The sequence below is a fragment of the Synechococcus sp. MIT2312 genome (assembly GCF_059772315.1).
On sequence record NZ_CM186281.1, the window covers coordinates 1,653,791 to 1,666,675 of the forward strand.

Here is a 12,885-nt window from a genome sequence, read left to right on the forward strand (position 1 = left end):
TGGTGAAGACGCACAACATCCACAGACATCAATGACGCATCAAGCCTCAAAAACTGAATCAGCTGAAGTCTGAAGAAAGTGGTTAATCGATACAGCAACGCCAAACAAACTGGAGCTGATCGAATAGATTCTTCAATACAGGCTCAAGATGCGGATCGAACCGCACCACGATGAGACAGGACCGATTACAGGAACTGGAGAATGGCTTGATTGCTCTCGTCGGGCGACAGCAGGTTCTCACCAGCCCCGAACAAACCAAACCCTATCGAACTGGAATTCGCGTTGGCCAGGGGAATGCCTGTGCAGTGGTGATCCCGAAGACTCTGTTGCAGCTGTGGCAAACACTGGAACTATGCGTGAAGCTCGACAAGATCATCATTCTTCAGGCTGCGAACACTGGCCTAACCGGTGGATCAACTCCCGACGGGAATAACTATGACAGGGATATCGTGATCATCAACACATTAAATCTGAATCAATTAATATTACTCAGAGGTGGAACTCAGGTTGTTGCATTTGCTGGCTCTAGTTTATATCAACTGGAAGAAGAGCTCTCCCCCCTCGGTCGAGGCCCTCACTCAGTCATTGGTTCATCGTGCATTGGCGCGTCCGTCGTCGGGGGGATCTGCAATAACTCGGGCGGAAATCTTGTAAATCGAGGCCCCGCATACACTGAATACTCACTCTTCGCCCAACTCAATCGCAAGGGTGATCTCGAGTTGGTGAATCATCTCGGCATCGAACTTGGAATAACCCCCGAAGAAATTCTGACCACTCTTCAACAAGCTGATTTCAACACAGAAGAGTTAGCAGATTGCGAGCGACTGGCATCTGACCATGAGTACCAGAAGCGGGTCCGAGAGATCACATCGTCAGTTCCTGCACGATTCAATGCTGACAGCAGGCGCTTACGTGAAGCCAGCGGTTGCGCAGGAAAACTGGCAGTCTTTGCGGTCCGTCTCGATACATTTCCCAAACCCAAACAAGAAAAAGTCTTTTACCTGGGAACCAATCAGCCTAAAGACCTAACCGAACTACGCAAACAGATCCTTACCAACTTCAAAGTTCTGCCGGACATGGGTGAATATCTTCATCGCAGTTATTTTGACGGCGCTGATCTTTATTGCAAAGATGCTTATCTAGCAATAAAATATTTTGGCACTGGATTCATTCCTAAGCTATTCGGAATCAAGCGAAACGTCGATCGAATCGTTTCCCAATGGCCAACAACACTGTTTCAAGATCATTTTTCCGACAGAACGCTGCAATGCATCTCTCGACTCACACCTGATCATCTTCCAGCAAGAATGAGATCATTTCGCAACCAATATGAACACCATATGATTATTCTTGCAAGCGACCAATCAATCAAAGAAACTCTAGAATTTCTCGAAAAAAATTGGAAAAATAATGAAAATCGTGCCTATTTTGAATGCAGTGAAACAGAAGGCAAAGCTGCATTATTGCATCGCTATGTCGCTGGAAACGCACCAGCGCGCTATCAGATCTTAAACCAAGAAGCTTCTGGCGAACTGCTACCGCTTGATGTTGCCTTGCCCCGCAACTGCGAAACATGGCACGAGATTCTTCCTGAAGAAATTCTCTCGCAGATGGCCGAATCGTTCCAGATGGCACATTTCCTCTGCATGGTCTTTCACTGGGACTTTGTAGTAAAGAAAGGGATCGATACAGCCAAATTAAAAAAGCAAATTTTAGATCTGCTTGATCAATCAGGTGCTAAATATCCTGCTGAACACAACGTTGGTCACTTGTACAAAGCCGAAACAGATCTCTCCAATTTTTATAAAAAAATAGATCCAACCAACAGCTTCAACCCCGGAATCGGCAAGATGTCAAAGTCAAAGGACTATCAGTAACGCTTGACTCCAGGATAATTCGAGAAAAGAGCTGATATGCAGAACTTCATCAGAAAACCTCTGATTCGTCATTAAGGGGTAAACTCATCAGACTGAATGTTATCCACTGCCTGGGATGAATCAAAACGTTTCCGCCCCACGCGTGGTCAATGTCTCGGACCTCCGTGATCTTGCCAAGAAACGTTTGCCAAAAATGGTTTTTGGCTATATTGACAGTGGTGCCGACAGGGAGCAGACTCTTTCGCAGAATTGCAGCGCCTACAATGAAATCCTATTCAGGCCACGTTGTGCTGTTGCGACCCCTGATGTTGAATTAAAGATTTCAGTCCTGGGTCAACAGTTTGAACTTCCGTTCCTGCTTGGTCCTGTTGGCAGCAGCAGAATGTTTTATCCTCAAGGAGAAGTTATTGCTGCAAGAGAAGCAGGTAAAGCAGGCACTGGATATACCCTCTCGACACTTTCAGGATGCCGACTGGAAGATGTGAAACAGGCGACTGATTGTCCTGCCTGGTATCAGCTTTACCTGCTTGGAGGTCGAGACGTCGCTCTTAAAACGATTGAACGTGCAAAATCAGCTGGATTTTCAGCGATCGTGCTCACCATCGATACGCCTGTCTCTGGCTTGCGTGAGCTCGATGTTCGCAACGGAACCAAAGAACTGCTGTCTCAGAATCCTCTGACGATGCTGCCATTTCTGCCGCAGATGTTGGCAAAGCCTTGCTGGCTGAGTCAGTGGTTCGGAGATGGAGGGTTAATGAATTTCCCCAATGTGGTCCTTGAGAATGGACCGATGGGATACACCGAAATCGGACCAGCACTGGAGCAATCTGTTGTCACTTGGGACGATCTCAAATGGATCCGCGAGGCCTGGGGAGGCAAATTAATCATCAAAGGAGTTCATATTGGTGACGATGCTCGCAAAGCCGTCGACCTTGGAGTCGACGCTGTGGTTGTATCCAATCATGGTGCTCGACAACTGGACAGCGTTGCACCAACGATTCGTGTTCTGCCTGAAATTGTTAAGGCCGTGAACGGAGAGATCGATGTCTTGATGGATGGTGGCATCCGACGAGGCAGTGACGTCGTAAAGGCTTATTGCCTGGGAGCCAAAGGCGTGCTGATTGGCAGAGCATATGCCTACGGGCTTGCTGCTGGAGGTGGCCCTGGCGTTGCACGTGCCATCGAAATCTTGAGAACAGACATCGTCAGAACGATGAAATTGCTGGGCTGTGATTCAGTTCACAAACTTGACCATTCATACATTCAAACCCCTCAATCCTGGGGATGCTGAACAAGCAGCATCAGGCCAAAGATCCTGGCAACGACCATTCGTGATTTCAGCTCTACCGAATTATTAATACGACAACTTGACCTGGTCTGAACAATCGATTGCCATTAGCCAGCTTCAAGTTGTTCCATCAATCTCCAGGCCTTCACAAGTGTTTGACCATCACCGAGATTGCCGGGAAATGTGATCACAGGCAGACCACTCACACCAGCGATGCCGTCTTCAGGCATCGGCCGCACCATCGAAAGCCCCGGCATTAACTGACCCTCCAGCAGCACTGTTCCCAGGCCCAGCCCATCAGCGAGCACGCTGCCTGTGGTGATCCCTCCCTTGCTGATCAGATAGCCCAGCTGTGGAGCGATCGCCGCTACCAGCCGTGCTGTGAGCTGAGCAAGAGCCATGCCAAAGCGCAAACGACGACGGTCGGCGGCCGGCCCCTCACCGAACTGCAACTCCCCACGACTGGTGTAGAGCACAGGTGTTTGTTGCCGATCCAGAACCACCCGAATCCAGTCCAGCCATTCCAGCTCCAGATCAGCCAGCAACAGATCTGGGGTACCCCCTTCAAGCACCCTGGCGATCCGGACCACCGGCAGCTCAAGGCCAGTGCACCCTGATTCGCCAAGCAAAACCTCCAGCTGCTGGTCTGCCAGAGGCACATGGGAGCCCACCACGACGAGCCCAGGAAGCAACGTGCCCTCTGAACCACAACGACGCAGCTTCACCAGATCATCGACCTTGAGAGGCTGCGGACCGAGTGGCTGTCTGCCCCCGTCTACCAGCCCATTGATCAGGCTGGCCGCTGAACGAAACAGGAATCTGCGTCTGCCCCGCAAATGGTGCACTGCCGCCCCAAGTGCATCCAGTTGCTCTTGCCTCTCGGCATCCACGATCACTGAACAATTGCCATCCAGCGCCTCAAGCCAGCTCACCAGCGCTGTGAATCCGTTCGAGCGATCAGTGCAGGGATCGCCCTTCCTTTGAGCAGCAGCATCGTCGAGCTGCTGCCCCTGCAAGCGCAGCACCGAAGCAGCTGCGATAGCGCCGCCACTCTTTTCCTCCAGCCATGCATCCAGACAACTGGTGCTGAAACCGAAGCTGCGGTCGCGTGCGAAGGGGGTCGTATGGACCGGTTGACCATGGAGCAGGTGCACCCCATTCACGGTGGTGCGTCCACCGGGCAGAAACGCAGGCACATGCAGCGTGGCCTGCACCGCACCGAAGCGATCAGCCAGCTCCGCCGCCAGCACAGCGGGCTCAAGCACCCCATGACCACGCAGGGTGGAGTCCCCCCTGCTGACCAGCAGCAATTGCTGGTCAGCGATCCCCTCCGCTGCAAGAGCTTGCGCAAGCGAAGCAACAATCTCACGATTGCGTGCAGCGGCTGCCTCCGGCACCAGAGCACGGGTGTTCGCCAACACGAACAGCAACGGAGAAGGGTGCCGCAGTCCCTGGCGCAGGGTCTGTATATCCCAGCGCAGCAGCAAGGGACAGCTATGCACCGTTTGGGATCCGGTGGGATCGTCGTCGATCACCACAATCTTCCAGGCAGCCTCGGCCGCTGCAGTTTCGACCCTGCTCACGGCAGCGGTCCGCCAGCGGCCCTTGGGCTTCGCCAATGCCTGTTCCTGTGCATGAGCATGCGTCAGCTGACGCTGTAGCGGCAGGAGAGCGTGGTGCTCTCGCCAACGCCCAGCTGCAGCCTTCGATCACCGCTGATCAGCGCCTGCCGCGGGCCTGTCCAGGGCTCAAGGCAAACCATCGATCGAGGAGGCTCGGTCCAAACCACCGTGAGATCCATGGGCTCGTGATGCTGGAGCTGCAACCGGGTGCCTGCCTGTTCATCCACCAGCGTCACCGGTCCAGTGGCGTGCGCGAGGAAGTCAACCCCCTCAGCCAGGCGTCTCAACTGAGCGGCAGTCTCGGCTTCAGCCATCTCCAGATGATTGAAACAACGGCCCGGCAGACCTTCCACTGCACTGCGGGAGAGATCACTCACATTGAAATAAGGATGAAGTCCAAAGCTGAAGGGCATCGGCTCGGTCTCAGCCTCGGAGCTGTTGCTGATGCTGATGGAGATCTCGAGAGCAGCATTGAGCGGCCTGATCTCCATCTGGATCCTGAATCCAAAGGGATAGGCCTTGCGGGTGTCTGCAGAGTCCTCGAGGGAAAGCATCACGCCACTCTGATCAGCCAACAACGCGATCTGCCAGGGCAGGTCACGGGCAAAACCGTGCTGCTTGAGGGTGAAGTCTCCACTGGCGAGCGGCAGGCAATCATTCGGCAGATTGCCGCAGATTGGAAACAGCACCGGAATGCCACCCCTGATGCTCTTGGCTGGATCGGCGTAGCGCTCCTGGTCGAAATAGAGCATCTCGCGGCCGTTGCAGAGCCATTCCGTGACCAGGCCACCACGTTCGGGCACCACCCGCAAGCGATCGCCACTGCTGGGATGCACAAACTCCCAGTGGGCGTAGGGAGCGGACTGTTGGCGAAAGGTCATGGCCACAGGACCGGGACACCCAAGATTGGCCAGAAACTACCGGGAAGGCTGCAGATCATGCTTGTTTTCCCCGGCAAGGGTCGACAACCACTCCAGCAATGCCGCATTCACCTGATCCGGCACCTCATCATGCGGACAATGACCGGCTTCAAGCACCACCTCGGTGGTGGCGGCAGGAGCATGGCGTTGGAAGCTGGCCCGACGGCCTGCAGCGTTGATCCAGGGATCGCGGATACCCCACAGCAACAACAAGGGAGACTTCAGACAAGCGAACAACTCATCCAACGGCTGTCCGCGGGGGATATCGAACACGGTGCGGAACACTCCGAAAGCACCGGTATCGAGAGAAGGGCGACGAATGGCCTCGACCAACCAGTCATCAACGTTGGTCTTATCGATGTACACCTGATTGAGGGTGCGGCGAATCGTGGCGGGTCGCCTGAGGTTCTCAAACAGCAGCCGCTGCAGGACAGGATTCTTCAGAAGTGCTGAGCTGATCGAGCGCCGTGCACTCGGCCACCAGCCTTTGGGTTTCGCCGACTGCTCATCGCTGAAAGGGCCAGCCGCGTTCAGCAAGACAACACCGGCCGCTTCATCCCCCAACTCAGCTCCAGCGGCAAGAGCAGCAAAACCACCCAGTGAATTGCCTGCGATCACTGTGGGGCGGCCAATGCGTTCACGCACGTAGGCCACCAACTGATCACGCCAGAGAGCACCGCCATAGGCCAGACCTTCAGGCTTGGCACTGCGACCAAAACCGAGCAGATCGATGGCATGAACCTCATACGTGCTTGCCAGCACTGGGATGTTGTGGCGCCAATGATCGGTGGAAGCGCCAAAACCATGCACAAGCAACACAGCAGGACGCTCGCGATGGTCCGACTCTGGATCAGGCCCAACACAGAGACCATGCACGGCATGACCTTGGAACTGCCACCAGGGCTGCTGGGCCTCGCTCACCACAACTTTTGCTTCGGGCGGCGATGCTAAGCATCCTTTTTCGCCATCGACCTGCCGGGCCGATATCGCCGCGATGCTCGATCAGACCACAGGCATGCTTCTGCAGAGCAGCACACTCAGCGGTGGCCTGTTCTGGGCCATTGCCGTCTATCTGCCACTGAGCGCACCACTGAGCCGCTTTGAAGCGAGCCTCGAGAGCGGTCCGCTCAGCGCAGAATGGCGGCAGGTCGCCTTGGTGATCAGCAGCTTGCTGCTGGCACTCACCGTTGGCGTGGTGATCCAACTGCTGTTGGGTTGGGCTCTGGGTCCTGGCTGGGCGTCAAGCCTGGCGCTGATCACCATCGGCTGGAGTCTGTTTCTGTCCCTGGCGCGGAAGGAATGAGGTTCAGAGGAGACCCACAGGATCAGCGGCCACCTCGTCATCAACCTTGTCGTCATCGTCGGGTTTGTCGTCGCCGATCACCAGACGCAGAAGCACGGGAGCCAGGAAGGTTGTGCCGATCACCATCAACAGGATGGCCGCCTCGAGAGAGGGAGACAGCAGCTTGGCGCTGGTGCCAAGACCCAGGAAGATCAGGCCGACTTCACCTCGGGGCATCATGCCCAGGCCCACAACCAGGCGCCGGGTGGGTTGCTTGCTGACAAAGGCCCAGCCCGAGGCAATCTTGCCGATGATCGACACCACCAGCAGAAAGCCGGCAACGATCAGAGCTGTCTTGCTGGAGGGATCGGATGGATTGATCACAGAGAGATCCATCCCCGCGCCGACCAGTACGAAAAACACCGTGGCGAACAGCGTCACGATCGGCAGAACCGCCTCCTGAATGGCGCGGTTGTGCTTCGAGCTGCTGAGAATCAGACCGGCAGCAAAAGCGCCCAGAGCAGCCTCCAGACCGATCGCCGTCGCTGCGAAACAACTGATGGCCAGGATCACAAAGGAGGCCACCAGCACCTCGCCAGGGGCCTTGAGCTTGTCGATCAACCAGTCAAATGCCGGTGCGGCAGTACGGCTGAGGCCAATGGCCGCCACAACGAACACGGCAGCAGCAGCCACCAGCTTCACGATCGGGCCGATCTCCAGGGAGCCCCCGCCAGCCAGGGCCACCACGATGGCCAGGATCACGATGCCGAGGATGTCATCGAGAACGGCAGCGCCGATCACGATCTGACCTTCACGGGTTTTGAGATATCCCAGCTCACCAAACACGCTGGCGGTAATGCCGATGCTGGTGGCCGTCATCGAGGCACCGGCAAAAATTGCCGGAATCGCATCCACGTGAAAAATCGCCATCAGGCCCCAGGTGCCAAAGGCGAAGGGCAGCACCACACCAGCGACAGCCACGGTGAAGGCCTGGGCGCCGACAGCAATCAGTTCCTCCAGCTCACTCTCCAGACCGGTGAGAAACAACAAGGCATAGAGACCCAGCTCAGCCACCGACTCCAGCGAAGGGAAACTTTCGCTGTAGATCTCCGGAACCACTTCCGGGGGGACATTGACCAGTCCGCTGACCAGCCCCACCAACCCTTGACTGAGCTCCACCTGGGTTTCCGGCGGCACCAGCAGATGCAGTCCGGAAGCACCGATCAGCACACCGGCCAGCAGCTCACCGAGGATCGTGGGCAACTGTAGACGCACCAACACTTCGGCAAGAACGCGGGCTGCCACGAAGATCAGCACAAATCGGGCCACCCCGATCAGGGTTTCCGCCATCTCCAGATCATGAGGCGAAATCTCAGCCAGCAATGGCGTGAGTAAGGGCGGCATCGCAGCAGCGAGCATCAGAAATGTTGATTCCTCTCGGTGGGACCTTATCCCTAAACGGGTTTCCGCAATGCTCAAGCTGCCGCTTCAGCGAGAGCATCACGCCCTGAACTGATCCTGAGAGTGCAGCTGCACAGAGCTAACGATCTACAAACTTGCACCAAAAGAGATAGATGGTCTGACTGGAAACCCTGAATTTCCTGCATTAAGGGTGCGATCCGAGCCAACCTCAAGAGATATCCCGAGAAGCGATGAGCACCTCCGAGCCCCTCGACCTGCGATTACCGACTCCGGGATGTTCCGTGGATCCGGAACGAGCTGGGCTCGATGCCGATTCCGTGTTCGATGGAATGACCGAGCACTTGTTCTTCACGCTCGGCAAACTCGCACCATCGGCCAGCCCCCATGACCTCTACATGGCGCTGAGCTACGCAGTGCGCGACCGCTTGATGACGCGCTTTCTGGCCAGCAAGGAAGCGATCCGCGCCAGACCCCAGAAAACCGTGGCCTATCTCTCGGCTGAGTTTCTGATCGGTCCACAGCTGGCCAACAATTTGCTCAACCTGGGCATCCAAAAGGAAGCGGAAGAGGCGCTTAAACGCTTCGGGATCGAATCGCTGCAACCGATTCTTGAAGTCGAAGAGGAACCCGGCCTTGGCAACGGCGGGCTCGGCCGTCTGGCGGCCTGCTACATGGAATCGCTGGCCAGCCTTGAAATTCCTGCCACCGGCTATGGCATTCGCTACGAGTTCGGCATCTTCGACCAACTGATCCGCGACGGTTGGCAGGTGGAGGTCACCGACAAGTGGCTGAAGGGTGGCTGGCCCTGGGAGTTGCCCCAACCCGATGAAGCCTGCTTCGTGGGCTTCGGCGGCCGCACGGAGAGCTACATCGACGACAAGGGCAACTACCGCTCGCGCTGGATCCCCTCGGAACATGCGATCGGCGTTCCTCACGATGTGCCGGTGCTCGGTTATCGCGTGAATACCTGCGATCGCCTGCGTCTCTGGCGAGCGGATGCCACCGAAAGCTTCGACTTCTATGCCTTCAACATCGGCGATTACTACGGCGCCGTGGAGGAAAAGGTGGGAAGCGAAACCCTCTCCAAGGTGCTATACCCCAACGACGGCACCGATGAGGGACGTCGCCTGCGCCTGAAACAGCAGCACTTCTTTGTGTCCTGCTCCCTGCAGGACATGCTGCGCAGCCTCGACAGCCGCGGGTTGCCCGTGGAGGACTTCCCCCTGCACTGGACCGTTCAGCTGAACGACACGCACCCCGCCATCGCTGTGGCCGAGCTGATGCGTCTGTTGATCGACGACCGCCACCTGGAGTGGGACAAAGCCTGGGACATCACCAGCCGCTCGGTGGCCTACACCAACCACACTCTCCTGCCTGAAGCGCTGGAGAAGTGGGATTTGGACCTGTTCAGCAGCCTGCTGCCACGCCACCTCGAGCTGATCTACGAGATCAACCGTCGCTTCCTGCAGCAGGTGCGCCTCCGCTATCCAGGAAACGATGCCATTCAACGCAAACTTTCGATCATTGATGAGGATGGCGGCAAGGCCGTGCGCATGGCCCACCTGGCCACCATCGGCGCACATCATGTGAATGGCGTTGCAGCTCTGCACTCCGACCTGGTCAAACAGCAGTTGATGCCGGAATTCGCCGCGCTGTGGCCCGAAAAATTCACAAACGTGACCAATGGCGTCACGCCTCGTCGCTGGGTGGCCCTCTCCAACCCCGAGCTCTCGGCGCTGCTCGATGAACACGTGGGACCGGAGTGGGTCACCGACATGGATCGGTTGCGCTGCCTCGAAGAACGTCAGCACGACCATGGATTTCTCGAGCAATGGGGCGACACCAAGCTCTCGGTGAAGCGCAAGCTCTCCAGCTACATCCACCGCAACACCGGTGTTCTGGTGGATCCCTCCAGCCTGTTTGATGTGCAGGTCAAGCGCATCCACGAATACAAGCGCCAGCACCTGAATGCGCTGCAGATCATTACCCAGTACCTGCGCATCAAGAACGGCCAGGCCGATGGATTGGCTCCACGCACAGTGATCTTCGGCGGCAAAGCAGCGCCTGGTTACTACATGGCCAAGCTGATCATCCGCTTCATCAACGGCATCGCCGAAACGATCAACGCCGATCCCGATATGGACGGCCGCCTGCGTGTGGTCTTCCTGCCGGACTACAACGTCAAGCTGGGTGAGCAGGTCTATCCAGCCTCTGATCTCTCCGAACAGATCTCCACGGCTGGCAAGGAAGCCTCCGGCACCGGCAACATGAAATTCGCCATGAACGGGGCGCTCACCATCGGCACCCTCGATGGGGCCAATGTGGAGATCCGCGATCGTGTGGGCTCAGAGAACTTCTTCCTGTTCGGCAAGACAGTGGAAGAGATCGCTGCGCTCAAAAAGAGCGGCTACCGCCCTCGCGAGGTGATCGGAGCGATTCCCGAGCTGGCAGAAGCCATCCGCCTGATTGAGATGGGTCACTTCAGTAATGGCGACGGTGAACTGTTCAGACCACTGCTGGACAATCTCACCGGCAACGACCCGTTCTTCGTGATGGCCGACTTCGCGGCCTATCTGAGAGCTCAGGATGCGGTCAGCCGCGCCTGGACGGATCGCATGCACTGGAACCGGATGAGTGTGCTGAACGTGGCTCGCACAGGTTTCTTCTCCTCGGATCGCTCCATCCGCGATTACTGCCGTGAAATCTGGAACGTGGAGCCGATGCCTGTGGACATCACCTGCGACATCCGCTGAGGTCTCTCATAAAACAAAAAGGCCCTGATCAACAACCAGGGCCTTCAAGGGTGTTTTATTCAGATTCGTCTTGTTCAGATTCTCAGTTGTGATCAGGCAAATCTGGGGTTTGGTGGAGAAGCCGGTTTAACCGCAGCCGATCAGCATTGAGTGGATCAGGCGCCAGCTCGCCAGCCAATTCACGGAATTTCTGCTCAATATCCTCAGGAACGCGGACATCAAAGATCCGTTCCATTAACGCCTCAATCGAGAAAAGATGCGCGTTGATGTTCTCCATATCAGCCATAGCCTGCTGAAGAGCATCCGTGGGCTCATCAGCACTGCCAACAGGAGTGGCATGCACCTGGCCATCACTGGAGCGAGGACCGTGCTGCTTCTGAAGGTCTTCCAGCACACGGCCTGAGAGTGTGCGGAAGGCTTGAAGAGCTGCCCAGCTCAATTCCTGCTGCTGACGGAGGGTGGGATTCTCGCGGATCAACCTGTCGTGCTCTCTGTAGAAGCGTTGACAGTCGGGGCATTGGCAGGGTTCTTCTGGCACGTGGAACCCGAAGCTCGAGAACCATCATGACATCTGATCAGGCTGCAAGAGGAGGCTCAGACGAAAACCCACCGTCGCTATCGCCACCTCCATCAAAACGGTTGTCAGCATCTCCTTCAGCAAGACCTGGCAAAGGGATTTCGATCGAGGTCACCACTTGGATCACATCTCTCAAGCGCATGGAATCGGCAAACCAACCCATGGCTTGCTCTGTATCACCGCGACGTTCTGCGTCACTGGCTTGATCATCGTGCGCTTCAGCCAGCAAAGCCAACCAACAGAGGCAACGCGCCTGGACCACAGACAGATCGAGTTCGGTGGGCTGCGAGTCGGCGATGCGCTCGCTTTCCTGTTGCACCAGAAGCTGAAGCCGTAAATCGTGAAGCTGGGTCATGGAGCCGGATTCACTACTACAACGCTAGCGAGGGCGTCGAGCCTGGCTACCCCACTAAATGTAGTGCTAACTACCGCTACACGTTCACGCGAACCCAGGTGTAGCGCCCGACAAGCATCAGAGCTCGAAGACCAGAGCGACAAACAACTCAATGCCTGGAGAACAGCCGCTGAAATCTTGCGAAAGTGCCTCAAAACAGGACTGAATCACGGGGCTGGCGGGACTCGAACCCACGACCTACGGTTTAGGAAACCGTCGCTCTATCCAGCTGAGCTACAGCCCCCTCAAGGGTCATTATGGGGTTTGAAAGCAGGAGAGGTGATCGCAACCGAATTCCAGCCCAGTGCTGAGATCCGGTTGAGGAAAGTCCGGGCTCCCCGATGGCCAGGCTTGCTGGGTAACGCCCAGTGCGGGTGACCGTGAGGAGAGTGCCACAGAAACACACCGCCGATGGCTGGTTCGCCGGCACAGGCAAGGGTGCAAGGGTGCGGTAAGAGCGCACCAGCAGCATCGAGAGGTGCTGGCTAGGTAAACCCCGGCTGGGAGCAAGGCCAAGGAACGACGACTGGCCATCTGTCCCGTTCCGACAAGTGAGCCGCTAGAGGCCGCCGGAGACGACGGTCCCAGATAGATGATCACCCCCTTTCTTTGGGAAGGAGAACAGAACCCGGCTTATGACCTGCTTTCACACTTTTGGATAAAGAAAGATGCGATCAAGCACATTAGAAGGATTCATTATTCAAGACTTAAGCTGATTTTTTAAAACCCAGCTCATTAACTCGAGGGCTG

10 protein-coding genes, 1 tRNA gene and 1 other RNA gene are annotated in these 12,885 nt (G+C 56.4%); 5 read left to right on the top strand and 7 right to left on the bottom strand.

What is annotated here, in order from left to right:
* Positions 1-170: 170 nt before the first annotated feature.
* Both dld and AC6EI9_RS09470 read left to right on the top strand, forming a co-directional pair.
* Positions 171-1,877, top strand: coding sequence for a D-lactate dehydrogenase (gene dld, locus AC6EI9_RS09465; RefSeq protein ID WP_498467546.1), 1,707 nt, complete (start codon positions 171-173; stop codon positions 1,875-1,877).
* 115 nt (positions 1,878-1,992) lie between these two features.
* On the top strand, positions 1,993-3,168 hold the full coding sequence (locus AC6EI9_RS09470) for an alpha-hydroxy acid oxidase (RefSeq protein ID WP_498467547.1): 1,176 nt from the start codon (positions 1,993-1,995) through the stop codon (positions 3,166-3,168).
* A 104-nt stretch (positions 3,169-3,272) separates the two neighbouring features.
* Here the strand turns inward: AC6EI9_RS09470 and AC6EI9_RS09475 are convergent, their stop codons facing one another.
* The 3 genes from AC6EI9_RS09475 to AC6EI9_RS09485 form a co-directional block, all read right to left on the bottom strand.
* On the bottom strand, positions 3,273-4,748 hold the full coding sequence (locus AC6EI9_RS09475; RefSeq protein ID WP_498470003.1) for a four-carbon acid sugar kinase family protein: 1,476 nt from the start codon (positions 4,746-4,748) through the stop codon (positions 3,273-3,275).
* A 62-nt stretch (positions 4,749-4,810) separates the two neighbouring features.
* Positions 4,811-5,668, bottom strand: coding sequence for an aldose epimerase family protein (locus tag AC6EI9_RS09480; RefSeq protein WP_498467548.1), 858 nt, complete (start codon positions 5,666-5,668; stop codon positions 4,811-4,813).
* A gap of 36 nt (positions 5,669-5,704) precedes the next feature.
* The gene (locus AC6EI9_RS09485) at positions 5,705-6,631 is read right to left on the bottom strand and encodes an alpha/beta fold hydrolase (RefSeq protein WP_498467549.1); all 927 of its coding nucleotides are present in this window, start codon (positions 6,629-6,631) and stop codon (positions 5,705-5,707) included.
* Positions 6,632-6,701: 70 nt separating this feature from the next.
* Between AC6EI9_RS09485 and AC6EI9_RS09490 the strand changes: the two genes are divergently transcribed.
* Positions 6,702-7,010 carry a hypothetical protein gene (locus tag AC6EI9_RS09490; protein ID WP_498467550.1) on the top strand — a complete coding sequence of 103 codons (309 nt, stop codon included), beginning with the start codon at positions 6,702-6,704 and terminating at the stop codon, positions 7,008-7,010.
* A 3-nt stretch (positions 7,011-7,013) separates the two neighbouring features.
* Here the strand turns inward: AC6EI9_RS09490 and AC6EI9_RS09495 are convergent, their stop codons facing one another.
* Positions 7,014-8,408, bottom strand: coding sequence for a cation:proton antiporter (locus AC6EI9_RS09495; RefSeq protein ID WP_498467551.1), 1,395 nt, complete (start codon positions 8,406-8,408; stop codon positions 7,014-7,016).
* A gap of 233 nt (positions 8,409-8,641) precedes the next feature.
* On the opposite strand from AC6EI9_RS09495, the gene AC6EI9_RS09500 reads away from it, so the two are divergent.
* Positions 8,642-11,164 (top strand): glycogen/starch/alpha-glucan phosphorylase, encoded by a 2,523-nt coding sequence (locus tag AC6EI9_RS09500; protein WP_498467552.1) that lies wholly within the window; start codon positions 8,642-8,644, stop codon positions 11,162-11,164.
* An 82-nt stretch (positions 11,165-11,246) separates the two neighbouring features.
* Here AC6EI9_RS09500 and AC6EI9_RS09505 read toward each other — a convergent pair whose 3' ends face one another.
* From AC6EI9_RS09505 to AC6EI9_RS09515, 3 genes are all read right to left on the bottom strand, one after another.
* Positions 11,247-11,702: a DUF8661 family protein gene (locus AC6EI9_RS09505; RefSeq protein ID WP_498467553.1), complete on the bottom strand. Its 456-nt coding sequence runs from the start codon at positions 11,700-11,702 to the stop codon at positions 11,247-11,249.
* A 37-nt stretch (positions 11,703-11,739) separates the two neighbouring features.
* A complete protein-coding gene (locus tag AC6EI9_RS09510; protein WP_186990039.1) occupies positions 11,740-12,096 on the bottom strand; it encodes a DUF8670 family protein in 357 nt (118 codons plus the stop codon).
* 209 nt (positions 12,097-12,305) lie between these two features.
* Positions 12,306-12,379, bottom strand: a tRNA-Arg gene (locus AC6EI9_RS09515).
* A gap of 22 nt (positions 12,380-12,401) precedes the next feature.
* Here AC6EI9_RS09515 and rnpB point away from each other — a divergent pair.
* An RNA gene (gene rnpB / locus AC6EI9_RS09520) (RNase P RNA component class A) lies at positions 12,402-12,787 on the top strand.
* The last annotated feature ends 98 nt before the right edge of the window (positions 12,788-12,885 follow it).